Source organism: Burkholderia latens (assembly GCF_902499045.1).
GTDB lineage: Bacteria > Pseudomonadota > Gammaproteobacteria > Burkholderiales > Burkholderiaceae > Burkholderia > Burkholderia latens.
Window position 1 is genome coordinate 111,462 of record NZ_CABVPL010000011.1, and the last position, 26,764, is coordinate 138,225.

Below are 26,764 nucleotides of genomic sequence, written 5' to 3' on the forward strand. Positions count from 1 at the left end.
CAGCGTGTACCGATGGCGGCCGACAGTACCGCATCGATGCGCGGACATTGTAACCTTACAAACCGGCAGCAACCAAGCCGTGCGCCCCCGCATCCGTGACCACTGAGGCTACACGGGGAGGACGCCCCGGCGCTCAGGCCAGCAACGTACCAACCTTACCGACGAGCGGGGCGAGCACCCGTTCCCACCCGTGCTCGTGCTCGACGAAGGCTCTCGCGCGCGCCGTCATCTCGATCGCCGCGGACTCGTCGCCAACGAGTTGCTCGATGCGGGCGACGAATTCCTCAGGCGTATCCGCGATCAGCAAATCGCGGCCACGTTCGGCACCCAGGCCCTCGTGGCCCAGCGACGTAGTGACCACCGGAAGCCCAAGCGCCATGTATTCGAGAATCTTGTTCTGCACGCCTGCGCCGATGCGCATCGGGCAGACACCGATCGCGCCGTCGGACGCGGCTTGCGCAACCGACTCGACCCGGCCGGTCACGTCGACGCCGTCATACGCGCGAAATCTTTCCGCCAACCCAGGCGCGATGGATCCGACGATCCGGAAGCGATAGTCAGCGCGCTGGCGCAGCAACGGCAGTACGGCCTCCGCGAAATAGTGGCACATGTCCTGGTTCTGGACCGTGCGCATGTCACCGATGAAAACCAGTATTCGGCTCGCCATGCTGCGTGGCGTGTACGGCAAGCTCGACAAGTCCACGCCGTTGGAGCACACCATCACGTTCTTGCCTGACTTGCCCGGAAACAGGTAGTCGCGATCGGTACGCGACACCAGCACCGACAGGTCGAAATCGTCGACGATCGTGCGCTCGTAATCGAGCAGGCGCTTCGCCTCGATGCCAAACACGCGCGACTTCAGTCCGCGCGCGTTCTTCAACTGCTTCACCCGGCCGTAGTTGAGCGAGATCGCGTCCGTCATCTCCAGGATGCGTGGCTTGTCGGACTTGCGGACATACTCGGCACAACGTACGAGATGCACGAAGGCGCCGTCGTGGGACGGCAGCAATCGTGCCACCGCCTCGGCAAACGCACGGCTCCGGTAGTACGCGACCTGCAGCGGCGTGCGCGTCGGCAATGCGAGCAGCGTATTCAGGTACGATCGCCGTCGAGACAGAAAGACCCGTTCGACCCGGTCGAATACACCATCGTCCGGCAACGCGGCGTGCATCTCCTCGTCGGTCTCGCACATGCTCAGCAGCGTCAGCGAGTAATGACGAGACAGCACACGACAAAGATGGTAAATCCGCAGCTTGTCGCCGCCGATCACCGGATACGGAAACCGCGGCGTCAGCACCAGCAGCTTCTTCTTGTCCTGGTTCATGGCAGTTGCGCCCAGAAGTCCTGAATCAACGGACGCACGGCCGATTCCGAGAACGAGCGTGCGCGGGCCACCCCGGCGCCGATCGCAACGTCGAAGCGCGCGCCGTCATTCCATACCCTGCGAATCTGCTCCGCCATGTCATCCACCGAAAAAGGATCGAACTGCAGGCCGCAGTCGCCGACCACCTCGGGCATCGACGTCGTATTGCTGCACGCAACAGGGGTACCCGACGCCATCGCCTCCAGCAGCGGAATGCCGAACCCTTCGAATAACGAAGCAAAGATGAACGCGCGCGCGTGCCGGTACTGCTCGCGCAGTTCGTCTCGAGACACGTAGCCGAGCAACTCGACCGCACCTGCGAGCCCAACCGCTGCTGCCCTCCCGAGGAAATGCGCGTGATGTTCCGATTTGATCCCCGCGATTCTGAGCGTTGCATCATCGCCGAGCGCCGGGCGCGCGACCGCGAACGCCTGCAGGAGGCGATCGACGTTCTTGCTCGGCACTTCGCCCGCGACCGTGAACAGGTACGGCCGGCGCGCTGCCGCACTCACCGGAGCGTCGAACCAGTCATCCGAAATCATGCATGGAATGACGTGCACGTCAGACTCTCTCAGCCCGAACGTCTCGACCAGTTCCCGCTGGGTAAACCGTGAGATGGTAAGTACGATCTCAGCTCGGCGCGCCAGCCGCGGCACCACTTGGCGACGGTACACGCGCCCGGCGGTCTGATACAGCGACCTCGCCGGCGGCAGCACGCTCCACGGCTGCATGTAGATCAGATCGTAGATGACCGCGATCAGCGGCGTGTTGTCGGTGGCGCGCAGTGGGCCGGTGTTGTACGGGCACAGCAGATAGTCCGGCTTATGCTCGCGGCACAACCGCGGCAGTTCGACCTGCTCCCACCACGGGAAGAAACCGTGCCCTTCACTGACGCACGGCCATTCGTCGGTGCTCACGCCGCGGGGCGCGAAGCCGAGCACCGATTCACCGATCGGCGCCACCAGTTGACGGGCGAAGCGCCCCATGCCGCGGTAGTTGCCCACCATCCAGGTGATGTCCACCCCCAACTTCACGCGGTGCTCCTCGAAGCGAATTGATTCATTGACGGCATGTTCCGCCGAGGACGGCTTCGTAGACGGCCAACGTCTTCTCCGCGCAAGCCGGCCAGTTCAGCGCGCGCGCCCGTGCCAGTCCTGCCTCGCGAAGCGTGTCGGCTCGGCCGGGCTGTTCGACGATCATTCTCATGCCGTGAGCAATATCGTCGGTACGGGAAGGATCGACCAGGATCGCCGCGTCGCCCGCGACTTCCGGTACGGACGTCGTGCTGGACGCCACGACAGGCAGCCCCGATGCAAAAGCCTCCACGACGGGCAATCCGAAGCCCTCGCACAGCGACGCAAACACGAGCGCAGTTGCCGACTGAAGCAACGCGCGCACGTCATGGTCAGGCAGATACTCGAGCCAGCGAACGCAACCGCTCTCGTCCGCGCGCAAGCGCGCAACGAGTGCCTCGCAGCCCCACCCTGCCCGGCCAACGATCACCAGCGGGATATCGCGGCGCATGTCGGCCGGCAAGCTCGCATGGGCGTCGACCACTCGCTCGAGATTCTTCCGCGGCTGCAGGGTTCCGACGCACAGAAAGAATTGCGCCGGCAAGCCGAGGCGCTTCAATACCGCATCGCGCTCGGCCTGGTCGATCCGTTCGAAGAATCGGGGGTGGACACCCAGCGGAACCACCGAAATCCGCTCCGGCGCGATGCCGAAATGCTCGACGATTTCCAGTTTGGAATAGTCGGAGATCGTGATCACATGGTCGGCCCACGCGCCCGAGCGACGCAGCAGCCAACGCCGCAGCGCCGCTAGTCGGATCGTCGTCCATTCCGGATGCGACAGCGGGATCGCGTCCATCAGCGTCGCGATGACCGGTGTCGAGGACAGCTTCGGAATCAGGTGATCCGTCGCATGAAATACGTCTACGCGTTCCGCGCGCAGCGCCTTCTCGTCGATAGACGCCCACGGTGTCACGGCCCCTAGCACCGCCGCGATCTCATGCCGACCCAGATTCACCGGCGGCCGGGCGCCCGGAAAGACGTCGTCGCCGACGATCGCGCCAAAACCAGCGGGAACGAGACCGATTCCGCCGCGCGCGATCAGCGCCTGTCCCAATTCGCGCGTATACGAACCGATCCCGTCGACGCCACCGTGCGCACGGCTCCGTGCGAGGGCCGTCGTGCCGAAACCAACCTTCACTCACGCCCTCCGCCAAACATCCAGCGCAGCGTGCTTTCCAGCGGAATGTCATCGAGCGGACCAATGGCCGCCTGCAGGCGCGTACCGTCACCCTGCAACCGGCGCACTTCGTTCGCCCGCACAAAAGCCGGATTGACGCGTACTTCGATCGTGTAACCGGCAATCCGCTCCATCATCGCGATCACCGCCTTCAGCGACACCGCGCGGCCGGAGCACACGTTGAACACCCCGCCAGCCGGTGCGAGTTGCAGCAGGCGCCGATAGGCGTCAACGACGCGACGCACGTCGGAGAAATCGCGCTCGACTTCGATGTTGCCGAGTTCGATCACGCGTTCGCCGCGCTGAAAATGACTGACGATCTTCGGCAGCAGGAACTGCGACGACTGCCCGACGCCCGTATAGTTGAACGGGCGCGCGACGATGATCGGCAACTTGTCGCACCACAGACGCGCCATGTATTCCATCGCCAGCTTGCTCACCGCGTAGTCATTCGCGGGGTTGGGCTCGACCGACTCGTCGATGACTTCGACCGCCGCGTTTCCGTAGATGTTGGCGCTGCTCGCCAGCAGAACGGCCTTCGGACGACGCTCCCGGCTCGCGAGCGCGTCGAGCAGATTGCGCGTGCCGACCACGTTGGTGCGATAGATCGCATCGGCGTCACCGTGCGCGACGAACGCAATCGCGGCAAGATGCGCGACCACGTCCGGCCGTACGTCGGCGACGACCTGCGCGAGCGCCGCGCGGTCGCACAGGTCCACGCGATACATATCGGGCCCCGTCGTTTCGGAACCGTGCGTCGTACCGAACACGCGATACCCGGCCGCCCGCAACGACTGCGCTAGAAAGTCGCCGGTGAAGCCGCCAAGCCCCGTTATCAAGGCCCGCGGCGCGTCAGAACGAGAAGCCGAGTTCATTGCGACGCAGATCTGCTTCGACCATCATTGCGCACAGTTGCTCGAGCGTCGTCGCCGGCTTCCAGCCGAGCTTCTGCTTCGCCTTCTCCGGGTTGCCGATCAGCAGGTCGACTTCGGCCGGGCGATGGAACTTCGGATTGACGCGCACCACCGTCTTGCCGGTCGCGACATCGATACCGACTTCATCCACGTCGCTACCCTTGAACTCGAGGTCGATACCGGTCGCCTTGAATGCCATGCGGACGAAATCACGGACGGTTTCCGTGCGATTCGTTGCGAGCACGTACGTATCCGGCTCGTCGACCTGCAGCATGCGCCACATCCCTTCCACATATTCCTTCGCGAAACCCCAATCGCGCTTCGCGTCCATGTTGCCCAGTTCGAGCACGTCGAGCTGACCCAGCTTGATCTTCGCGACGGAATCCGTGATCTTGCGCGTGACGAATTCGCGGCCGCGAAGCGGCGATTCATGATTGAACAGAATCCCGCTGCAGCCGAAAATATCGTAGCTTTCGCGGTAGTTCACCGTAATCCAGTGCGCATACAGCTTGGCGACGCCATACGGGCTGCGCGGATAAAACGGCGTCGATTCGATCTGCGGAATCGCCTGCACCTTGCCGAACATTTCGGACGTGCTCGCCTGGTAGAAACGGATCTTCGGATTGACGATGCGAATCGCCTCGAGCAGATTCAGCGGGCCAATGCCGGTGATTTCCGCCGTCGTGACCGGCTGCTCGAACGACACGCCGACAAAGCTTTGCGCGGCGAGGTTGTAAACCTCCGTCGCGCCCGTCGTCTGCAGCAAACGAATGCTTGCCGACAGGTCAGTGAGGTCGTATTCGACCAGATGCAGATTCGGGTGCTTGGCGATGCCAAGCTCTTCGATACGCCAGAAGTTCACCGAGCTGGTGCGGCGATAGGTGCCATAGACCTGATAGCCCTTATCGAGCAGGAGCTGGGCGAGATAGGCACCGTCCTGGCCAGTGATGCCGGTAATGATGGAAACTTTCATAGTTTGAGAATTCATCGTAAGTTCTCTTGCAAAATCTTTATCGGTTGATTAACGGCAGTGTCACTCGGCCTCCGCGGAAACTTCCATGCGGGTGACGACATTCATGGGCTGTCGCGCGGGCAATACGCTGTCCAGCAATTGCCGGACGGACGCCTCCCAGGTAAGCGTCGGCATTCCCTCGGACTTCGGGTGCGCGCCTTGGCGATACAGCGTGAGCCAGTGCGTCACCGCCTGCGCCAACGCTTCGCCGCTGGTGCCATGAAAATAATGCGCATGGTCCTGCGCTACCTCACGGAACACCGGCAAATCTCGAGCCAGTATGGGCAGATGCTTGCGACCCGCCTCGATCAGCGGCAATCCGAAACCCTCTCCTTCCGAAGCCGCGAGCAAACAGCAACATGCGCCATAGACCTGCTCCAGGTATTCGTCGCTGATACTCTCCAGCCAGAATAGCCGCTTTCCGAACTCGGGATGTGCTCGCAAACGTGTGACCAGCTTTTCGACTAGCCACCCGGACTTGCCGACGATGACCAGATTGACTGCAGTACCTGCTTGCCAAAGTTGCTCGAAAGCCGCCAGCGCCTGGGCATGTCCTTTTCGTGGCTCAACCGTCCCCACCATCAAAAAGCTGGGAATCGCGCGCAGTGCCTTGAGTATACGAGGCGCGTCGCTCGGCATGCCAGTGCTCGGGTGCGAGTTCTGCACATCCGCGCCGTAATGGAACCAGCCCACCTCAAGCGCTCCCTGACGCTGAGGCTGATGCTCCTGCAACCACTGCATGAATTCATTCGCCACCGTCCGGGATCCGCAGACGACACCGTCATAACGGGAAATCGTATTCAGCCATCTCGCGAACAATTCCTCGCTCCCCGGCGCGAAGTAGTTGGGCATCTGAACGCACAGGAGGTCGTACACCACGAACTGGATGCGAACACCCTGACGCGACATTTCGTCAAGGAACGCTTGCTGAACGCCGATTCCGTACGGGTTCAGATCCAGCCCCAAAAAGACGTCGCCCGCCTGAAAGTCGATGGGATCTTCCTGCGCCGTGCCGGGGTCACCCTGCCCCATGAAGCGGGACCGCAAGCGTTTCGCATAAAAGTAACCCGTTCGCTCATGCGTCGCGTAAACAGGCCATACCTCGAAGTCCTTCGGCGGGTCCTTGAGCAGTTCGCTCAGAATACTCCGGACGACCCGTTGAATTCCGGTCCGGGCGTCATGGGTGACCAACTCCGATACGTCGACGAACAGCGCACGGCGCGTTCGCGTGGGTAAGCTGAGCGCTATGCCCTGCGCGACTTGACTCAGTTCCTCTTCGTTGCATTGACGCACCAACGGCGCGAGGGCCTGGAACAGCTTCTTGCGCGTCGACTTGATGCTCGGACGCGATTGTGTCGTCGGCAGCGCCGCGCCGTTCCGGGCAAGCAGTTCCCGGCAGCGGGCATACACCTCGTCCACCGTGATGTCGTCGAGACAGAAAAAGTTGTGCGGGCAATCGCGCCGCGCGGGAATGTGACAGGGCGAACACGCTGCCTCGTTATGCAAGACATAGCTGTTGCCGAACACCGGCGCCCATTCGTGGGCGGTTTCCAGACCGCCATAGACCCCGAGCGCCGTCACGCCAAGATAGGCCGCCATGTGCGCGCCGCCGGAATTGTTGGCGACACACAGCTCATGGCCGGCGAGATGCTGCATCAGTTCGGGGATGCTTAGCCCCGCTTGAACCACCACTTTTTCAAGACCATCGAAACTGAAACGCTGGGCTTCCTTTTCGCTGGCAAAGAATACGGTGACGCATTCCACCGTGGAATCCGCCGCCAGCCGGCGTGCCAGTTCGTGGAATCGCGCAATCGGCCATTCCTTCGCATCGCCCCCTGCGTAAGGAAACAGCGCAACCGCGCAAGCATGCTGTCGCGAAGGGGCCGCGAGCGGCGGCAAAACCACATAGTCGGACGGATGCGCCGGAAGTGCATCGACCAGAGCCAGCATCTGCTCGCTGATCGAAATGCGATTCAGCGGCGTTTCCACGAACGGCAGATCCTGATGCGTGGGCAATGCGATGTCGAGCTTGGCATCGATGGCCGGATTGAGGCTGCCGTAGCCAACCTTGAGCCCGGCCTCGACTTGTGCCAGGACGAACCGCGTATCGGGCTGTCGCCTCAAATCGATGGCCAGGTCGTAAAAACCCAACTGCTTCACGAATTCAACCAACGAACCGTCGGACAGTTCTGCCTGCAACGACGATTTGCGCTTGAAGTAGTCGAGCGTCAACACCCGGTCGAAGAACGGCAGAGTTTGAGCCAATGCCTGATTCCAGCTACCCACCACCACGTCGATGCTGGCCTTCGGGTAGCGTGCGCGCAGACGGGAAATAGCGGGCACCGCCAGCAACAAATCACCCATGTGATCCAGTTTGAGCAGCAGGATTCTGTTGATCTTCGGCTCGAACAGCGTAGTGCGCTCGAAGGTCACGGCTCGCGCTGTCCTCGACTCACGGGTCCGCTCGAAGGGAGCGACGGCCTGCAACACGAGCTTGGCGCTGCGATCCCACGAGAATGCCTGCGCCTGAGTCCTGGCGTTCTCCAGCAACCGCGTACGGAGGCCGTCGTCAGTCAGCGCCTGATGCATCTTGGCGCTGATGGCGGCGACCGAATGCGGATCAAAGAGCGCCTCGGGGCTTCCCATGACTTCCGGAAGGCTAGCGGCGTCGGCGGCGATCACCACAGCGCCGCATGCCATCGCTTCAAGCGGCGGCAAGCCAAATCCTTCGTGCAGAGAAGGGAAGACAAACAGCTGACACGTGCTGAATAACGCCAGCAACTCTTCGTCGGTGATGTAATCGCTGAACAACAACTCGTCGGCACGGAGACCGACGCGTTGTGCATGGGCGCGAAGCGCGCTCACTTCCGACTGCGGCATACGGCCGACAAACAGCAGTTGATGGTGGTGGCGCGACGTATCGGGCAGATCGGCGAACGCCTCGATCAGCCGCGGGAGGTTCTTGCGTGCATCTGCTCCGCCGGTGTACATGATGAAAGGCCTGGTCACCCCCAGGCGTTTCTTCAGGACCGCCAACTGGTCTGCATCGGGTACGACCCGAGTGAACATTTCGTCGCAGGCGCCCGATACATTGGTCACCTTCTCGGGCGAAAAAGGTAATGCGCCCAACGCCTCCTGCCGAGCGCTCTCCGAGATCGCAAGAAGGTGTCGTGCCCGCTTCAGGTTTTCAATGCGGTCTGCATAGTAACCACGATAAATTGGGTTCGTCCGGTATTGCTCGTCCGGGTTGATCAGCGGAATCAGATCGTAAAGTATGACCGCGGTCGGTAGCGGTTCGCCCAATGCCCCGATACTGACGACTGCATCGTCCCCCAGCCCTTCGAACAGACTGGTAACCAGCACGATATCGGGATCGAGCGTTTCCAGAAACGCTTCGCGCACCCGTTCGGCAACGGCGCGACGGGACGCATTTTGCGGGTCGACCCAGCGCATCGGCCCCGGCGCCTGCCAGACACGAATTCGCTCCTGCGGCACCAGCCCTCGAAATGCCTGACGTATCGGCCCGATGGTCTCGGGGAACAGTCCACTTAGGGCGAGGTAGATTTCATGGCGTCCCGCATTGCGGGCAATGGCAAGCGCCAAGGAAAGGGAATAGCGCCCGATGCCACGGAAGCGGCTTTCGGTTTGCGCTCCCTGCATGTCAATAACGATTCGCATGATTGTCCTACTTTACTTGACCTATCGACGCCCACGAGGCCGTCGTGCCCCTGGAACAATCCGCCGCAACAGCGCATCGGCGCGCTGACGGAAAAGCCCCATCAAAAGGGCAGCCTCGAACGGTAGCAGCGGTGCCGCGCCGTGCTCCAGCCTCACGTCGCGACATGCCCGCTTCGCATGACCGGTGCCGGCTCCACTCGTTTTCAACCACAAACAGGGTCATTGATCACGCACCGCACTGATCTTCGGAACAACACGCGCGCTCGGGTAGCCGCTATGGAATGCGAGCGCGGCCACGCGGCCTCCCCGAGCGCTTACCACGTCATTACCCACGATGTCATGCACCTGGTAATCGCCGCCCTTCACGAGAACGTCGGGTTCAAGAAATTCGATCAGTTTCACCGGCGTCGGCGCGTCGAATCCGACCACATAATCCACTGCCGCCAAGCCAGCCAGCACTTCGGCACGATCGCCAAAGGAATGGACCGGGTGCCCGATCCCTTCAAGCTCGCGCATCGAAGCATCGGAATTAAGCCCCACGACAAGAATGTCGCCCTGCGCACGCGCTTCGTCGAGAAAGCGGACATGGCCAGGGTGCAGTGTGTCGAAGCAGCCGTTGGTGAACACGACGACTTCCCCCCGCTGCCGATGCGCAAGCAGCAGCTTCCCGAGTGTTGCCGCGTCCACCAGCTTGGGGGCACGCTGGCGCGACGGATACAACTGATTGCGAACCTCGTCCGCCGAGACGACGTAGGTGCCAGGATGAGAGACCGCGATACCTGCCGCCACATTGGCGACATGCACGGCCTCGGATACCGGCGTACCGCGGGCCAGCGCCAGTGCCAGCGCAGAAAGTACCGTATCGCCGGCCCCCGACACGTCGAAGACGTCACGTGCGTGCGTCGGGATGCTGCCCTGATGGCCATCCTTGCTCACATACACCATGCCTTTCGCACCGCGAGTCACGACGAGATGTCGCAAACCCAGTTCGTTCAATGCGCGATGCGCACGCTCGAGCAGTTCGTCCTCGGACGTGTAGTCGCCGAATAGTCCGACGAACTCGGAATTGTTCGGTTTGAGCAATGTTGCGCCGCGATAGAAGGCGGAATCGGTCCGTTTGGGATCGACCAGCGTGGGAACGTTCAAGCTCGCTGCCATAGCGAGAAACTCCGGCAGGTGGTCAAGCGTGCCCTTTGCATAGTCCGAAAACACGATCAGGTCGTGATCGGATGCGACTCGCCTGAATTCCTCGAGCAGTAACGCCTGAGTACGCGCGGTCGGCCGCACGTCACGATCGACGCGAGCGATTTGTTGCGCACCCGCCATCAAACGGGTCTTTTGCGTCGTGCCTCCCTCGGGATCGGACACGAACATCGTCTGTACGCCGTACCCCTGCAGACACTTCTGAAGCTCGATTGACGCGCTGTCGTGGCCAACGACCGCCAGCAGCGTTGCATCCCCTCCCATGGCGCTGATATTGGCCGCGACGTTTGCAGCACCGCCTGGCCGATTCTCTTCGCGACCGACAGCTAGAACCGGAACCGGGGCCTCAGGAGAAATGCGAGAAACGCCACCAATGACGTAGCGGTCAAGCATGATATCGCCAACCACCAGGATTCGAGGTCTGATCGCGTTAGCGGGCTGGGGTTTATGCATGGGGAATATTCTTTCCAAAGCAGCACTTAGCATTGTTGCCGACACACTATTCTTCGCATGCGCGGTGTTTCCATCTATTCGATGACGAGCGTCGTCACCGGGATTCGGACGCGCGCACGGCGGCCCGGAGTTCGTCGAGCACCTCTCGGACCGACCCCGGCAAATCTCGTTGAGACAAGGGGGAACTGACTACAGTATTCGCCGAAGGCGCGACAACGGCGCGCAATCGACGGTCGAGGGCCGGACTCATCCTCACCAGCCGGAGGGCCGCACGCTTCAATGCCGGTCGCTTCGCCAGTTCCGCCGCTCCGAGTCTGAGCGCGCCCTTGATTCGTGTCCTGATTCCTGACATCAACCTGCGTTCGCGGATCGCTGACGTCAATCTGCGCAGCGGAACGCCAACCATGCGTACCGGCTTCGACACACGCCAGGACGTGCTGTGCAGTACGGCATGCAACACTTCATTTGCATGCCGGGCCTGCGCTTCAGCTTGTTGAGCCCGCGCCTCCACTGCGCCGAGCTGGTTCTCCGCATGCTGACGCAACTCCTCCGCATGCCGACACCGCTCCTCTGCCAGCTTGAGCCGGTCTTCGATCACCTGCCGTTGCCCGGCGTCCAGATCGGCTTCAACGGACTGAAGCTGCTCCTGGGCCATATGCAGTTGCCCGCTGATCATACGAACCTGTTGTCCCAATTGCTCGACGCTCGTTTCGGCCTTTTCCATCCGCAGCCGTACGGAATTGGTTTGTACATCGTAACGGCCCGCCAGTTGCTCCAGCGACAAACCATATTCGGCAGCGAACGCCGGAGCGAACTTCTCCCTGATTTCCGGATCGGCCGCCTTCTGGGCGACGACAGCGTAGTCGGGACTCGCACCCTGTATCACGTCCAGCAGAGACACCGCGTGATCGGTATTACGCAATGCCGGCGACTCCTGCAATCGCAACGTCTTCACCGTCTCGAATCCCCCATGCTCGACCACGAAGGACAGCAGCAGCGACGGGATCGGCTTCTGATGAGTAGGATCCAGATGGAAGTTGTTGGTCGCGACGGCGATATTTTCCGGATTCGGTGTTTCGAGAATCAGCAAGCCACCAGGCCGCAATACCCGCAACGCCTCCGAGACAACGATCTGCAACTGCTCGAAGGTAATGTGTTCGACGACATGAAATGCCGAAACGAGGACTTGACTGTCGGATTCCAGCGTCTTCAGATAGGCGACCGCATCGCCCTGCGTCGCAGGCAGGCCACGTTCCTCGCAGGCCTGCAGCATGCCGGCGTCCAGGTCCACGCCGAAAGGCGTCAACCCTTGTTCAGACATCAGCTCGAGCCACTCGCCGCGGCCACAGCCCAGGTCGAATGTGCCGCCCCCCGGATAGATCGCGGCCAGCGGTTCGACGAATGGCAAATACTGCTTGCGGATGCTTTTGATGAGATCCCGGGGTGCGTAATAGCGCTCTTCAAACGCCCGGTAGAAATTGTCGCTCACGACACCACCTTCGCTTGTGTCGGCATCCATGTCATTCCGACGAATTCACTCACGTTGCCGTTCACCATGTTGAATGTAAGGGCGTGATCCCTCCACTCGAAATTGTTCCGCATGTGCGTGCTGCCGGTATGCAGCGCCACTGCGACCGAATAACTGCCCGGCCCGATATTCGCAGGGAATTCGAAATCGACGGTCGCCTTCGCGCCGGCAACCACGCCTCCGACGTCGGACTTTAGATTATGCGTATTGGTGCCAAAGACGGTCTGGCCCAGCCTGTCCTTGATCATGAAGCCCACGACCAGATCCTGGACGGACTCACGACATTCGGCAGATATCCGCAGCGTGACCGGCTGCCCAACATGAGCAACTTCAATCGGCCTGCCCTCGCGATTCAGCAATGCAACCTTGTCGATCGTGACTTCGCCCGTACCGGAAATCGTCTGGACCTTGCCACTGTCGAGCACCTCCTGACGAACCTCCTGGTCCTGATGGTCCGCCAGCATCGCGTTGTAGTAATCCATAACCGCTTCGGGCGTCCCTTCCATCTCCAGCCGCCCGGCATTCAGCAGGATCGCGCGATCGCAGATGGCCTGAATCGCAGCCTTGTCGTGCGCAACGATTAACAACGTCGTACCCTGCTTGCGAAACTCCCGGATACGATCAAAGCTCTTGTGCTGAAAATACGCATCGCCGACAGACAGCGCCTCGTCGACGATCAGGATGTCCGGACGGCGGGCCGTTGCGACACTGAACGCGAGACGCACCTGCATCCCGCTCGAATACACGCGCACCGGCTGGTCGATGTAGTCGCCGATTTCGGCGAATGCCTCGATTTCGGGCATCAGCGCGATAATTTCCTCGACGCTGTAACCGAGCAGCTGGCCCGCCATCATGACGTTCTGGCGCCCGGTGAAGTCCGGATGGAACCCCATGCCCAGTTCAAGCAACGCAGCGATCTGGCCCGTCCGCGTTACGCTACCGACGGTCGGCTGCGTGGTGCCAACGATCATTTTCAATAGCGTGCTTTTGCCTGCACCGTTGATGCCGACAATCCCGAGTGCCTCCCCGGAACGAACGGAGAAATTCACATCACGCTGCACCCAGTGCAGCGTGTGATGCGGCTTGCCGCGCGGATCTAGCCACTCGAGAAGACGCGACCACCGCGTTGGATACTGTTTGTATGCCTTGCCAAGATTGGTAACGGTAATGGTGCCCATCAGAGTTCATCCACCATTTCACCCGCGTGCTTGCGGAACAGATTGAAGCCGGCGAGACACAGTCCGATGCTCAATACGAGCGGATACAACAACGCCAACCAATCCGGCCAGACGTGTTGCACCATCATGACCTGGAACGCTTCGATCACGGGCGCCATCGGGTTGAAGCGCAATAGCTCCTGTGCAGACGGGGACAAAATATTCGCCGCATACACGACCGGCGTCAGCCAGAACCAGAAATTCAGCACGATCCCGAAGAACTGCCCGACGTCGCGAAAGAACACATTCAACACGCCAAGCGTGATGCCCAGTCCGATGGCAAACAACGTCATCAGGGTCAAGACAGGAATGACGGCGAAATAGGACAAACCGGGGAAGTTGCCCGTGACGACGAGGAACACCGTAAACAGCCCGAACACGATCGCGAAATTGACCAACGCATTGATCACCACGATGATCGGCAAACACAACCGCGGAAAGCTCAGCTTCTTGAGCAGATTCCCGTTGTTGACGAAGGTGTTCTGGCCATTGCTGACGATTTCGACGAACATGCCCCACGGCAGCACACCTGCACACAAGTGAATGCTGTACGCGAACGTGCTGTCGACCCCGGGCAAGCGCGCATGCATAACGCGCGAAAAGATCACCGTGTACACGACGATCATCGCGAGCGGATTGAGCACCGTCCATGCCGCGCCCAGCAGGGAATTGCGGTACTTGGACTGGAATTCCCGCTTGACGCTGCCCAGGATGAAGCCTCGATAGGCCCAAAGGACTTTGAACATCCCCAGCATCACGCCCGCCCGTAAACGTCCTGGAAGCGAACGATATCGTCTTCCCCGAGATACTCGCCGCTTTGTACCTCGATCATCACGAGATCCAGCACGCCCGGGTTCTCGAGCCGATGCTTGTGGCCCGCCGGAATGTAAGTCGACTCGTTGGTACGCACGAAGATTTCCTGATCTCCGTTCACGACCTTGGCCATGCCCGACACGACAATCCAGTGCTCGCTCCGGTGGTGGTGCATCTGGAGACTGAGGCTGGCGCCCGGCTTGACTTCGATACGCTTGATCTTGAAGCGCGGCCCCTCTTCCAGCACCGTGTAAGTTCCCCATGGACGGCTGACGGTGCGATGCAACTTGTACGCTTCATGGTTCTGCTTCTTGAGGCGAGCTACGACCCGCTTCACGTCCTGCGCGCAATCGGGATGCGCGACCAGCAGCGCATCCGGCGTATCGATGATCATCAGGTCAGCCACACCAACGGCCGCGACCACGCGGTCCTGGCTCTGGACATAGGTGTTGCGGCTATCGATGAAGATTGCTTCGCCAATCGCGCGGTTACTATCCGCGTCAGGCGAAACCAGATCGCGAACCGCACCCCACGATCCGATATCGCTCCAACCGAAACTGGCCGGCACGACCGACACGTTCGTCGAACGCTCCATCACCGCATAGTCGATAGAGATGTCGGGCATCTTTGCGAAAGACTCCGACGGAATTTCGAGCATCTGCGCCGACGTGTTGTTCGCCTTCAGCGACGACCAGCATGCCTCGGCTGCCTTCGCGACGTCCGGTGCATGAGCCGCCATTTCCCCCAGAATGACGCCCGCCTTGAAGCAGAACATCCCGGAATTCCACAGATAGTTGCCCGCAGCAACATATTCGGCCGCCTTGTCGGCATCAGGCTTCTCGACGAACCGCACCGCGGCCCGACCTGCGCCGATCGTGTCCCCCGCCTCGATGTAACCGAAGCCCGTGTCCGGACGCGTCGGCACAATCCCGAACGTCACCAGCTTGTCTTGGTTCGCCAGTTCGACGGCACTCGAGACCGCTGCGGCAAAGCCGTGTTGATCCTGAACCAGGTGGTCGGCCGCAAGAATCAGCATCAGTGCGTCGCGCCCGTACTTTTCCGCTACATGATGAGCCGCCATTGCGACTGCAGGTGCAGTGTTGCGACCGGCAGGTTCGAGCATGAATGCGCCGGGCAGAGATTCGCCGAGCTTCGCGCCTGCGAATTCGTCCTTGCTCATGAAGTAATAGTCGCGGTTGGTGACCGTCAGGATTTCCCGGTGCTGTGTCCCCGCGTCGCTGCCAACCACGGCAGCCGCCCTGCGATAGGTTTTCGAGAGCAAGCTCTCGCCGTCCGCAAGCTTCATGAACGGTTTGGGGTGCCCTTCACGAGAGACCGGCCAAAGTCGGGTGCCTGCGCCGCCGGACAGGATGACGGGGATCAATATCACTTTCACTCCAGATTTGATTTTCCAACCGCGAAAGGAAGGCTTTTCCAGCGCCTTTCGCCTTTTGATTCAACAGTCTGTCGGCAAAAAATATCAGCCAGTTAGGCCAACTTAGTTGGGACAGAATTATAGCCGACGCTCCCTACTCGCCCAGGCAGAGCCGCAGTGCGTCGTCCCATGCAGGCATCCTGATGCCGAACGTCCGCGCAAGCTTTTCAAGTGCCATCCGAGAATTTGGGGGTCGCTTCGCGGGAACCGGATATTCGCTCGCCGGAATCGGCGATACCTTCGGCGCCAGGTCCCCCATCGACGTCCGCAAAATGGCTTCCGCGAAGCCATGCCACGACGTCTCGCCGGAGGACGTCATGTGATAAATGCCGGAGCGCTTCTCCCACCACTCGCCGACATCATCCGCCACCGCCTGTTGCGCGACGATATGCGATGTCGCGACAGCGATCATCCGCGCCCACGTCGGCGCGCCGATCTGATCCGCGACGACCCGCAACTCCGACCGCTCGCTGGCGAGCCTCAGCATCGTCAGCAGAAAGTTCTTGCCGCGCCGCCCGTAGACCCAGCTCGTCCGCAGAATCAGATGCGCGCACTCCGTCGCCGCAACTGCCTGCTCGCCCTCCAGCTTCGTCGCACCGTACGCGTTGACGGGATTCGTCGCGTCGGTTTCCGTATACGCTGCCGGCTTCGTGCCATCGAACACGTAATCGGTGGAATAGTGAATCAGCGCACCACCGCTACGCGCCGTTTCCTCGGCCAGGATGCGCGGCACATCTGCATTCAGCCGCCGCGCCGCGGCGACATCGGTCTCTGCTTTGTCCACTGCCGTATAGGCGGCTGCGTTCACGATCAGCGATGGCTTCACGTCCCGCACAAACGCGCGCACACGGTCTAGATCGGTCAGATCCAGCATCGATCTGTCACACGGAACCACACGGCCGAACCCCTGCAATGCACGCAGCAATTCGAACCCGACCTGGCCATTCACGCCGGTCACGAGGATCGTCGGTTCCGGAGGCACGCCACCCTCACGCATAAACTTCTGCCTCGCTCAGACGCTTGCCGGCAGCATCCTTCGCCGCCAATACTGGTGCCGCATCGATCGGCCACTCGATCCCGATTTCGGGATCGTCCCACACGATACAGCGCTCATGTTCGGGGTACCAGTAATCGGTCGTCTTGTACAAGAACTGCGCGGCCTCCGACAGCACAACGAAACCGTGCGCAAAACCCGGCGGCACCCACAACTGCCGATGGTTGTCCGCCGACAACATCACGCCCGCCCACTTGCCGAAGTTCGGCGAACTGCGCCGGATGTCGACCGCAACGTCGAATACCTCACCTTCGACCACTCGCACGAGCTTGCCCTGCGCATGCTGCACTTGATAGTGCAGCCCGCGCAGCACACCCTTGGTCGAGCGCGAATGGTTGTCCTGAACGAATTCAATGCCGGGCTCCACGAGGTCCGCGAATTCCCGCCCGTTGAAGCTCTCGTAAAAATACCCTCGCGCATCGCCGAACACTTTCGGCTCGATAAGCTTGACCTCGGGTAGCGCCGTTGCGGTTACTTGGATAGCCATGCGACCTGATTCGTGAGAAGGTTCCTGAGGTACTGCCCGTAAGCGTTTTTCGACAGCGGTTGCGCCAGCTTGAGCACCTGCTCCTCGTCGATCCAGCCCCGACGATATGCAATCTCTTCGGGGCATGCAACGACCAGCCCCTGCCGCTTCTGCAGCGTTGCGATAAAGCTTGCGGCTTCAATCAGCGAATCGTGGGTACCCGTATCGAGCCACGCATACCCCCGCCCCATGATCTCGACGTTCAGCGCATCGTCGGCGAGATAACGCGAATTGACGTCGGTGATCTCTAGCTCCCCGCGCGCCGACGGCTTGATGTCGGCCGCGATATCGCACACGCGGTTGTCGTAGAAATACAAACCCGTGACCGCATAATTCGAACGTGGCTTCTCCGGTTTCTCTTCGATCGACAACACACGGAACCCGGGGTCGAACTCGACGACGCCGTAGCGCTCCGGATCATGCACGTGATACGCAAACACCGTCGCGCCGCTTTCCTGCGCATGCGCCCGCTCGAGCTGCTTCGCCAGATCGTGACCATAAAAGATGTTGTCGCCGAGAATCAGCGCCGACGGATCGTTGCCGACGAATTCCTTGCCGATGATGAACGCCTGGGCGAGGCCGTCAGGCGATGGCTGCACCGCGTACTGGATGTTCATGCCCCACTGGCTGCCATCGCCGAGCATCGACTCGAAGCGCGGCGTGTCCTGCGGCGTCGAGATGATCAGCACATCGCGAATACCGGAGACCATCAGCGTCGACAGCGGGTAGTAGATCATCGGCTTGTCGTACACGGGCAGCAGCTGCTTCGAGACGACGTGTGTAATCGGGTACAGCCGCGTGCCCGAACCACCCGCGAGAATGATGCCTTTACGTACCATCGCGTGTCTCCTCAAGCGCGCTTTGCGTAGTTGGTTTCGACCCACTTGCGGTACTCGCCCGACGCGACATCGTCGACCCAAACCTGGTTGTCCAGATACCAGTCGACGGTTTTCGCGAGCCCCGTCTCGAACGTTTCGGCTGGCTTCCAGCCCAGCTCGCGCTCGAGCTTGCGCGCGTCGATCGCGTAGCGGCGATCATGGCCCGGGCGGTCCTTCACGTAGGTAATCTGGTCGCGATACGAACCGGCCGCCTTCGGGCGCGCCTTGTCGAGCAGGTCGCACAGCGTATGCACGACTTCGAGGTTCTTCTTTTCGTTCCAACCGCCGACGTTGTACGTCTCGCCCGGCACACCGCGCGCCAGCACTTCGCGGATTGCGCTACAGTGGTCGCCGACATACAACCAGTCGCGCACGTTCTGGCCGTCCCCGTACACGGGCAGCGGCTTGCCGGCGAGCGCGTTCGCGATCATCAATGGGATCAGCTTTTCGGGGAACTGGTACGGGCCGTAGTTGTTCGAACAGTTCGTCGTCAGCGTCGGCAAACCGTACGTGTGATGGTAAGCACGCACGAGATGGTCCGAGCCGGCCTTGGTCGCGGAATACGGGCTGTTCGGTGCGTACGGCGTCGTCTCCGAGAATTGCGGATCCGTCGCGGACAGGGAGCCGAAAACTTCGTCGGTCGACACGTGCAGGAAGCGGAACGCCGCCTTGTCGGCATCGCCCAAGCCGTTCCAGTATTGGCGAGCGGCTTCCAGCAACGTGAACGTACCGACGACGTTGGTCTGCACGAAATCGGCCGGACCATGGATCGAGCGGTCGACGTGGCTTTCGGCGGCGAAATGGAGCACCGCGCGCGGCTTGTACTCGGCGAACAGCGCGTCGAGCGCGGTACGATCGCAAATGTCGACACGTACAAATACGTGCTTCGGATCGCCGTCCAGCGATTGCAGCGTACGGAGGTTGCCCGCGTAAGTCAGCTTGTCGACATTGAGTACCGCTTCGTCGGCATCGCGCAGCCAGTCGAGTACGAAGTTCGCACCGATAAACCCTGCGCCGCCCGTGACCAGAATCATGAGACTCCTCGGTAGTAATGCGCGGCGGGCGCCTTTCGGCGACCGCCGCGTCAAAATTCGAAGCACTTGGCGATGGTCGCCACATCAGACCGCGGATTCTAACCGGTCGGCATGACCGCCAAAGTCATGAAATGCTAATTTTGTTCGGGAAAACGACAATTATAGGGAGCCGCGCCGCGCAAATGCCATGTTGCTAACAACTTGATACAGCGCTCCCCACCCTTGCCGCGAAAGAAATCTGCTTTCAAATCAACAGTCTTATAGAGAACCGCCATCCCAAAATGTTGCTGTATGACGAGTACTCTTCTTTTGTCCAGGAAACCCGAAGGATTTGCCTTTCATGACGCACACCCCCATCGCCATCGGCGACATCCAAGGCTGTCATGCAGCTTTCCAGTCATTGCTCGGCAAGCTTTCCGCCCCCGCCGGCACCCCATTATGGATCGCCGGCGACATCGTCAACCGCGGCCCCGGCTCGCTCGCCGCGCTGCGAGCGCTCGTGGATCTCGGCCCCCGCGTGACCGCGGTCCTCGGCAATCATGATCTCCACCTGCTCGCGGTCTCGGCCGGCATCCGCACCGAGCGCCCCGGCGACACGATCGGCGAGATCCTCGACGCCCCGGACGCCGACGCCCTGCTCGACTGGGTCCGCCATCGCCCGTTCGCGCACTTCGAAGACGGAAAGCTGCTCGTCCACGCGGGCGTGCTGCCGCAATGGGACACCACGCTCGCACTCGAACTCGCCGACGAACTCGAACGCGCACTACGCGCGCCCGACTGGCGCGACACGCTTCAAGGCCTGTACGGCAACGAACCGAACCAATGGAGCCCGAACCTGAAAAAACGCGACCGGATGCGGGTCGCGTTCAACGCGTTCACGCGCCTGCGCTTCTGCACGCCCGACGGCGCGATGGAGTTCAAGACCAACGGCGGCCCCGACAGCGCGCCGCCCGGCTACCTGCCATGGTTCGACGCACCGGCGCGCGGCACGGAAAACGTGACCGTCGTGTTCGGTCACTGGGCCGCGCTCGGCCTGATGCTGCGCGACAACATCGTCGCGCTCGATTCGGGATGCGTATGGGGAAATCAGCTGTCGGCGGTGCGTCTGACGGCCGATCCGTCGCAGCGCACGGTCACGCAGGAGCAGTGCGAAGCGTGCCGCACGCCAGGCGGCGAATAGTCCGCACGCGCGACGCGCGGGCGGAGTGAAGCCTCACCCGTCCCGCCCCGGCACCGGTTCCTCGGCCGCCGCCTCGCCCGCCGCCCCGGTGCCCACTTCGGTCGCCGGATACGCGTGCTTCTCGAGTTCAGCCAGCGCTTCGGGCGACGGCTTGCCGACCTTCGCCTGCATCGCTTCGAGCGCGGCCGCGATCGCGTCGCGCGCGGCCGCCGACGTCGTGCGGCGATCGCCGCCGGGCGCGATGGGTTCGCACACGTAAAGGTGCGCGACGAGCGGGCCGCCGCGCAGCACCATGTCGAGCGACTTCCCGAGCGACAGCTCGCCCGTGTAGGCCGGCGCCACGGACTGCCGCCCTTGTGCGTCCTCGTACATCAGACACACGGGCTGCACCGCGCAGCCGGCCGACACCGCGGCCTGGAACAGGTTCGCGTGAAACGGCAGCAGCGCCTGCCCGTCCGACGTCGTGCCTTCCGGAAACACGCACATCACGCCGCCGCTGCGCAGCCGCTCGGCCATCTCGTGCATGATCCGCATCGCCTCGGTGCGCTTCTCGCGCTGCAGGAACACGGTATCGAGCTTCTCGGCGAGCCAGCCGACGACCGGCCACTGCCGCACCTCGGCCTTCGACACGAACGGCGTCGGCCGCCACGCGTTGATCGCGTAGATGTCGAGCCACGACACGTGATTGCCGACCACGAGCGCGCTCGCGTCGAGCCGCGCGCCGTCGTTGTGCACGACGAGGCGCATCCCGCAGATCCGCAGCATCTTGAGCGACCAGCGGCGCGTGAGCTCGGCGCGGTGCGCGGGCGTGACATGCGAAAAGCGCAGCGCGACGATCGCCATGCCGCGCAACAGGTGAAAGACGAGACGCAGCTTGCGAAGAGCGGTCATGGCGAGGATCCGGCGTGGTTCAGTGACGCTCGAACGCGACCTGCCCGGCCACGAGCGTCGCACGCACGCAAGCCGGCAGTTCGTAGCCGAGGAACGGCGAGTTGTGGCCCTGGCTCTTCAGCGCGCGCGGCTCGACGCGCCAGTGCGCACGCGGATCGAACACGCACAGGTCGGCCGCGCCGCCTTCTGCCAGACGACCGGCCGGCATCTGCAGCACGTCGGCCGGCGCGGCGGTGATGCGGCGCAGCGCCTGCGCGAGCGGCGTGTTCGTTTCGTCGGCCCACTTCACCGTCAGCGACAGCAGCAGCTCGAGCCCCGTCGCACCCGGCGTCGCTTCGGCGAACGGCAGCAGCTTCTCGTCGTCGTCGACCGGCGTGTGATCGGAGCAGATCGCATCGATCGTGCCGTCGGCGAGCGCCGCGCGGATCGCTTCGCGGTCGCGTTCGCCGCGCAGCGGCGGATCGAGCCGGAACTGCGAATCGAAGTAGCCGATGTCGACGTCGATCAGGTGCAGGTGGTTCGCGCTGACGTCGCACGTGACCGGCAGCCCTTCGGCCTTCGCCGCGCGCACGAGCGCGAGCCCGGCCGCCGACGACAGGCGAGCGAGGTGCACGCGCGCGCCCGTGACGCGCATCAGCTCGAAGATCGTGTGCAGCGCGATCGTCTCGGCCGCGACCGGCACGCCCGACAATCCAAGCCGCGACGCGAGCGCGCCGCTCGCGGCAACGCCGCCGCGGCCGATGAACGCGTCGAGCGGACGCAGCCACGTCGTGTAGCCGTAGGTGCTCGCGTACTGCAGCGCGCGCAGCAGCACCTGCGTGTCGCGCACGGGCACGTTCGCATGCGTGAACCCGACGCAGCCCGACTCGGTCAGCGCGACCATCTCGGTGATCACTTCACCCTTCAGGCCGACGGTCAGCGCGCCGAGCGGATGCACGTTCGCCTGCTTCAGGTTGCGGGCGCGGAACTTGAGCATCTCGACGAGGCCCGGCTCGTCGAGCACGGGGTCGGTGTCCGGCGGGCACACGAGGGTCGTGACGCCGCCCGCGACGGCCGCGGCCATCTCGGACGCGAGCGTCGCCTTGTGCTCGTAGCCCGGCTCGCGCAGGCGCGCGCACAGGTCGACGAGGCCGGGCGCGACGATCAGGCCCGCGGCGTCGATCGTCTTGTCCGCGTTGAAACCGGCCGGCGCCGAACCGGCCGGCGCGAATGCGGCGATCTTGCCGTCCGCGACGAATACGTCGGCCTGCCGCTCGGTGCCGCCGGCCGGATCGATCAGCGTGCCGCCTTTGATATGAATCTTCATGCGCTGTCTGTGAATGCGTTGATTGCGTTGAGTGCCTGGATCAGGATGCGCGGAAACGGGTTCAGTAGCGGGCTCAGTCGCTATTGCCGGCGACGATGCCCATCACCGCCATCCGCACGGCGATGCCGAACGTGACCTGGTTGAGGATCACCGACTGTGGACCGTCGGCGACCTGCGAATCGATCTCGACGCCGCGATTCATCGGCCCCGGGTGCATCACGATCGCGTCGGGCGCGGCGAGCGCGAGGCGCTCGGGCGTCAGGCCCCACGTCTTGAAGTACTCCTGCGCGGACGGCAGCAGCGCGCCGCTCATCCGCTCGTTCTGCAGCCGCAGCATGATGATCACGTCGACGCCTTTCAGCCCTTCGTCGAGGTTGTTGAACACCTTCACGCCCATCTGCTCGAGGCCGCCCGGCAGCAGCGTGCGCGGGCCGATCGCGCGCACTTCCGGCACGCCGAGCGTGGTGAGCGCGTGGATGTCGGAGCGCGCGACGCGCGAGTGCAGGATGTCGCCGACGATCGCCACGCGCAGCTTCGTGAAGTCGCGCTTGTAGTGGCGGATCGTGTACATGTCGAGCAGGCCCTGCGTCGGATGCGCGTGGCGGCCATCGCCGGCGTTGATCACGTGCACGTGCGGCGCGCAATGCTCGGCGATCAGGTACGGCGCGCCGCTTGACGCATGGCGCACGACGAACAGGTCCGCATGCATCGCCGACAGGTTGTTGATCGTGTCGAGCAGCGACTCGCCCTTGCTCGTCGACGACGCATTGATGTTCAGGTTCAGCACGTCGGCCGACAGGCGCGTCGCGGCAATCTCGAACGTCGTGCGCGTGCGCGTCGAGTTCTCGAAGAACAGGTTGAACACCGACTTGCCGCGCAGCAGCGGCACCTTCTTCACCTCGCGGTCCGTCACGCTGACGAACTGCTCGGCGGTATCGAGGATGTGGTTGACGATCGAGCGCGGCAGGCCCTCGATCGACAGCAGATGTTTGAGCTCGCCGTTTTTCGTGAGCTGCGGATTGCCCTTCAGGAAACCGTAGCGGAACCGCTCGGGGCTCGCGGCAGCAGCGGGATTGCCGGTGCGGCCAGTGGTGTCGGTGGTCATGGTGTGCGTGATTCCAACTATGCAAACGGGCCGCGGCGCGAACCGGCGGCCCGGGATACGGTTTCGCGGTGCGTTCAGCCGCCGTGCGCCTCGACGCGCAGCGTGAACTGCGCGGCGTCGTCGCGCGTCAGCACGAGCGTCGCACCGGCCGGCACGTCGACGGTGCCGCCCGAGAAGCGCGCGGCGACGGGCAGCTCGCGGCCGCCGCGATCGGCGAGCACCGCGAGCTCGACCGCGGCCGGACGGCCGTAGTCGAACAGCTCGTTGAGCGCGGCGCGCACGGTGCGGCCGGTGTACAGCACGTCGTCGACGAGCACGATGCGCGCGCCGTCGACGTCGAACGGCAGCGACGTCGGGCTCGCCTGGCTGTGCAGCCCCTTCTTCGCGTAGTCGTCGCGATGCAGCGCGACGTTCACGACGCCGAACGCGGGCGCGCCGAGATCGTGCGCGAGGCGCTCGGCGAGCCACGCGCCGCCGCTGTGAATGCCGGCGAGCCGCGGGCCGCCCGGCTCGGCGAACGCCGTGCCGTACGCATCGCGGATCTGGTCGAGCAGGACGCGGTAGAGCGCGTCGGCGTCAATGGTGCTCATGGTCGGACAATTGATCGAGATACTGTTGAAGGATCACGCGCGCGGCCTCGGCATCGAGCATGTCGGTGCGCGCGCGGCCGCGCACGTTGCGCTCGCGCAGCCCGGCCTCGGCTTCGACCGACGAATAGCGTTCGTCGACCCACGTGACGGGCAACCCGAAGCGGCCGTTCAGCTGGTTGCCGAAGCGCTTTGCCTGCTGCGTCATCTCGTGCGGCGTGCCGTCCGGATGCATCGGCAGGCCGACGACGAGCGCGTCCGGCCGCCATTCGGCCAGCAGCTCGCCGACCGCGTTGAAGCGGTGCTCGCGGTTCAGGTTGGGAATCACGACGAGCGCGCGGGCCGAGCGCGTCAGCGCGTTGCCGATCGCGACCCCGATCCGTTTCTCGCCGTAGTCGAACGCCAGGAGCGTCGCATCGCGCGCGCTCGCGCCACTCATGCGTGCCCTGCTTCGCCGGACAGCATCGACGAGCTGACGCCGAGCAGGCCCAGCGCGGCTTCGAAGCGCTCTTCGGCCGGCGTGTCGAACACGATGCGCGGATCGGCGGCGACCGTCAGCCAGCCGTTGCGGGCAATCTCTTCTTCGAGCTGCCCGGCACCCCAGCCCGCATGGCCGAGCGTCAGCAGGAAGCGCTTCGGGCCGGTGCCCGTCGCGACCGCCTCGAGCACGTCCTTCGACGTCGTCATCTCGAGCCCGCCCTCGACCGACATCGACGAGTTGTAGTTCGCGCCCTCGACCGGCTCGTGCAGCACGAAGCCGCGCTCGGTCTGCACCGGGCCGCCGAAGTACACTGGGATGTGCAGCAGCGGCTCGATGTCGAGCTTCAGGTCGATGCGGTTGAACAGCGATTCGAGATCGATGTCGGTGGGACGATTGATGACGAGGCCGAGCGCACCGCGCTCGCTGTGATCGCAAAGATAGACCACCGTTCCCGAGAACGTCGGATCCGCCATGTTCGGCATGGCGATCAGGAACTGGTTGGTGAGATTGATGCGATCGGAAGGCTTTGACATGGTTTGAATTTTAGCAAAGACGCCGCGACCTGACCGGGCCGCGATCAACAAGCAACGCCGCGCGACGCTGGCAACGACGCGCGCGGATTACACGGCACTCTAACACGCGCGCGGGGGCTGTCGGGAGCGTGTTGCAGGCCCGTGCGGCAAGGGCTGCCGCCGCGGTCGCGCCCCGTTGCGCGTCAGGTCCGGCCGAGCGCCGCACCGAGCGCTTCGGACGCCGCGGTCAGGTCCGGCGGCGCCACGCCCGCGGCGATCTTCAGCAGCGCGGCGCGCAGCATGTCCGACGCGCGGCGGTGCGCGTCGAGGCCGCCGTCGGCGAGCGGCACGCCATGCGCGGCACGCCGCCACGCGAGCCCCAGCGTATCGGCAAGCAGCGCCGCGTGGCCGAGCCCGAGCGCGCAGGCGGCCGTGCCGACGCGATAGGCGGCCGCGGACGCACGCCACGCGGCCCCTGCATCGGCCGCGGCCGGATCGGTCGCGAGATCGGCCATCGACGCGTCGGCCGTCTGCAGGAAATCCTCATACGCGTGCGCATTCACGGTCACGACGCCGAGCATGCGCGTGGGTGCCGCCGCGACCGCGTCGTGCTCGGCGCGTGCGGCGCCGGCTTCCCACAGCGCTTCCGACGCAGGCGTGCCGGCAACGTGCCAGTCCGCGGTCAGCCCGTAGTCGTGCAGCACGTCGACGAGCGCGACGTCCTCGGCGGCCGCGCCGAACAGCGCGAAATCGCGCCACAGCAACGCAACCGTCTCGCGCACGAGTTCGGGCGGCGCCTGGCGGCGGCCCTGCGCGTGCTCGCCGAGCAGCAAGTTCGTGCGCGCGAGAAACCGTTTCAGCTCCGGCGCGGCGGTGGCGCGCAGCGCGCGCACGCAGGCGGCGGCGAGCCGCCAGAAGTCGTACGGCGTACCGTCTGCGAGCGCGATCAGGGTCGTATCGAGTTCGTCGAGCGCCGCGTCCTGCGTACCGTTCGCCGCGCGCAGCACGCCGAGCAGCGCCTGCTCGTAGCGGGCGCGCGCCCGGCTCGCGAACCCGTCGGGCAATGCGCGCAGCGTCGCCGGCGGCATTGCGCGGCCGACGAGCGCCAGCGCGTCGAGCGGCACGCTCGCGCGCACGTCCGCCGCGCTTTGCGCGCGCAGTGCACGAAAATGGTCGAAGAGCACCGGCGAGCAGGCCAGCTCGCGCAGATTGTGACGGCCGACTGCCGCACGGAAGTCGTCCAGCGCGATGCGCCAGGTCGCGACGGCCGGCTCCGCGGCGGCGAGCGGCGCGGAGGCCGCCAGTTGCGCCGCGAAGCGGGCGGCCGGCAGCCAGCCGGCTTCC

At 63.4% G+C, this 26,764-nt stretch carries 23 protein-coding genes; 1 reads left to right on the forward strand and 22 read right to left on the reverse strand.

The annotated features are described in order from the left end of the window. Positions 1-133: 133 nt before the first annotated feature. The 15 genes from BSE24067_RS11070 to rfbB all read right to left on the reverse strand — a co-directional run bounded on the left by BSE24067_RS11070 (position 134) and on the right by rfbB (position 19,358). Entirely contained in the window at positions 134-1,324 is a 1,191-nt protein-coding gene (locus tag BSE24067_RS11070; RefSeq protein ID WP_151063276.1) for a glycosyltransferase, read from the reverse strand. After that, on the reverse strand, positions 1,321-2,385 hold the full coding sequence (locus BSE24067_RS11075; RefSeq protein ID WP_244130431.1) for a glycosyltransferase family 4 protein: 1,065 nt from the start codon (positions 2,383-2,385) through the stop codon (positions 1,321-1,323). Before BSE24067_RS11075 ends, BSE24067_RS11070 begins: the two co-directional genes overlap by 4 nt. Before the next feature lie 37 nt (positions 2,386-2,422). Beyond that, positions 2,423-3,574: a glycosyltransferase family 4 protein gene (locus BSE24067_RS11080; RefSeq protein ID WP_151063274.1), complete on the reverse strand. Its 1,152-nt coding sequence runs from the start codon at positions 3,572-3,574 to the stop codon at positions 2,423-2,425. Then, positions 3,571-4,488, reverse strand: coding sequence for an NAD-dependent epimerase/dehydratase family protein (locus BSE24067_RS11085; RefSeq protein ID WP_151063273.1), 918 nt, complete (start codon positions 4,486-4,488; stop codon positions 3,571-3,573). The genes BSE24067_RS11080 and BSE24067_RS11085 overlap by 4 nt, the downstream gene beginning before the upstream one ends. Then, positions 4,466-5,500, reverse strand: a complete 1,035-nt coding sequence (gene gmd / locus BSE24067_RS11090) for a GDP-mannose 4,6-dehydratase (RefSeq protein ID WP_151063352.1) — start codon at positions 5,498-5,500, stop codon at positions 4,466-4,468. The genes BSE24067_RS11085 and gmd overlap by 23 nt, the downstream gene beginning before the upstream one ends. A gap of 60 nt (positions 5,501-5,560) precedes the next feature. After that, positions 5,561-9,217: a glycosyltransferase gene (locus BSE24067_RS11095; protein WP_151063272.1), complete on the reverse strand. Its 3,657-nt coding sequence runs from the start codon at positions 9,215-9,217 to the stop codon at positions 5,561-5,563. 219 nt (positions 9,218-9,436) lie between these two features. Further along, on the reverse strand, positions 9,437-10,873 hold the full coding sequence (locus BSE24067_RS11100) for a PfkB family carbohydrate kinase (protein WP_151063271.1): 1,437 nt from the start codon (positions 10,871-10,873) through the stop codon (positions 9,437-9,439). Between the two features lie 94 nt (positions 10,874-10,967). Further along, positions 10,968-12,392, reverse strand: coding sequence for a class I SAM-dependent methyltransferase (locus tag BSE24067_RS11105; RefSeq protein ID WP_244130433.1), 1,425 nt, complete (start codon positions 12,390-12,392; stop codon positions 10,968-10,970). Beyond that, positions 12,359-13,579 (reverse strand): ABC transporter ATP-binding protein, encoded by a 1,221-nt coding sequence (locus tag BSE24067_RS11110; RefSeq protein WP_151063270.1) that lies wholly within the window; start codon positions 13,577-13,579, stop codon positions 12,359-12,361. The genes BSE24067_RS11105 and BSE24067_RS11110 overlap by 34 nt, the downstream gene beginning before the upstream one ends. Next, a complete protein-coding gene (locus BSE24067_RS11115) occupies positions 13,579-14,373 on the reverse strand; it encodes an ABC transporter permease (protein ID WP_151063269.1) in 795 nt (264 codons plus the stop codon). The genes BSE24067_RS11110 and BSE24067_RS11115 overlap by 1 nt, the downstream gene beginning before the upstream one ends. Beyond that, positions 14,373-15,818 carry a mannose-1-phosphate guanylyltransferase/mannose-6-phosphate isomerase gene (locus tag BSE24067_RS11120; protein ID WP_151063350.1) on the reverse strand — a complete coding sequence of 482 codons (1,446 nt, stop codon included), beginning with the start codon at positions 15,816-15,818 and terminating at the stop codon, positions 14,373-14,375. Before BSE24067_RS11120 ends, BSE24067_RS11115 begins: the two co-directional genes overlap by 1 nt. 142 nt (positions 15,819-15,960) lie before the next feature. Beyond that, on the reverse strand, positions 15,961-16,863 hold the full coding sequence (gene rfbD, locus BSE24067_RS11125; RefSeq protein ID WP_151063268.1) for a dTDP-4-dehydrorhamnose reductase: 903 nt from the start codon (positions 16,861-16,863) through the stop codon (positions 15,961-15,963). Continuing rightward, on the reverse strand, positions 16,856-17,407 hold the full coding sequence (rfbC, locus tag BSE24067_RS11130) for a dTDP-4-dehydrorhamnose 3,5-epimerase (RefSeq protein WP_151063267.1): 552 nt from the start codon (positions 17,405-17,407) through the stop codon (positions 16,856-16,858). The genes rfbD and rfbC overlap by 8 nt, the downstream gene beginning before the upstream one ends. Then, positions 17,392-18,285, reverse strand: coding sequence for a glucose-1-phosphate thymidylyltransferase RfbA (gene rfbA, locus BSE24067_RS11135; protein WP_151063349.1), 894 nt, complete (start codon positions 18,283-18,285; stop codon positions 17,392-17,394). Before rfbA ends, rfbC begins: the two co-directional genes overlap by 16 nt. A gap of 11 nt (positions 18,286-18,296) precedes the next feature. Beyond that, positions 18,297-19,358, reverse strand: coding sequence for a dTDP-glucose 4,6-dehydratase (gene rfbB, locus BSE24067_RS11140; RefSeq protein WP_151063266.1), 1,062 nt, complete (start codon positions 19,356-19,358; stop codon positions 18,297-18,299). Between the two features lie 340 nt (positions 19,359-19,698). On the opposite strand from rfbB, the gene BSE24067_RS11145 reads away from it, so the two are divergent. Further along, entirely contained in the window at positions 19,699-20,538 is an 840-nt protein-coding gene (locus BSE24067_RS11145) for a symmetrical bis(5'-nucleosyl)-tetraphosphatase (protein ID WP_151063265.1), read from the forward strand. A gap of 33 nt (positions 20,539-20,571) precedes the next feature. Here BSE24067_RS11145 and BSE24067_RS11150 read toward each other — a convergent pair whose 3' ends face one another. The 7 genes from BSE24067_RS11150 to BSE24067_RS11180 all read right to left on the reverse strand — a co-directional run. Next, the gene (locus BSE24067_RS11150; protein ID WP_151063264.1) at positions 20,572-21,429 is read right to left on the reverse strand and encodes a lysophospholipid acyltransferase family protein; all 858 of its coding nucleotides are present in this window, start codon (positions 21,427-21,429) and stop codon (positions 20,572-20,574) included. 19 nt (positions 21,430-21,448) lie between these two features. Continuing rightward, the gene (locus tag BSE24067_RS11155) at positions 21,449-22,735 is read right to left on the reverse strand and encodes a dihydroorotase (RefSeq protein ID WP_151063263.1); all 1,287 of its coding nucleotides are present in this window, start codon (positions 22,733-22,735) and stop codon (positions 21,449-21,451) included. A gap of 73 nt (positions 22,736-22,808) precedes the next feature. Next, positions 22,809-23,840 (reverse strand): aspartate carbamoyltransferase catalytic subunit, encoded by a 1,032-nt coding sequence (locus BSE24067_RS11160; RefSeq protein ID WP_006751103.1) that lies wholly within the window; start codon positions 23,838-23,840, stop codon positions 22,809-22,811. A gap of 74 nt (positions 23,841-23,914) precedes the next feature. Beyond that, on the reverse strand, positions 23,915-24,430 hold the full coding sequence (gene pyrR / locus BSE24067_RS11165; RefSeq protein WP_151063262.1) for a bifunctional pyr operon transcriptional regulator/uracil phosphoribosyltransferase PyrR: 516 nt from the start codon (positions 24,428-24,430) through the stop codon (positions 23,915-23,917). Beyond that, the gene (gene ruvX, locus BSE24067_RS11170) at positions 24,417-24,866 is read right to left on the reverse strand and encodes a Holliday junction resolvase RuvX (protein ID WP_151063261.1); all 450 of its coding nucleotides are present in this window, start codon (positions 24,864-24,866) and stop codon (positions 24,417-24,419) included. The genes pyrR and ruvX overlap by 14 nt, the downstream gene beginning before the upstream one ends. After that, positions 24,863-25,441 carry a YqgE/AlgH family protein gene (locus BSE24067_RS11175; protein ID WP_151063260.1) on the reverse strand — a complete coding sequence of 193 codons (579 nt, stop codon included), beginning with the start codon at positions 25,439-25,441 and terminating at the stop codon, positions 24,863-24,865. Before BSE24067_RS11175 ends, ruvX begins: the two co-directional genes overlap by 4 nt. A 182-nt stretch (positions 25,442-25,623) precedes the next feature. Further along, positions 25,624-26,764: FimL-related protein (locus BSE24067_RS11180; protein WP_174904749.1), on the reverse strand; the 1,141-nt coding region annotated here is incomplete at its 5' end.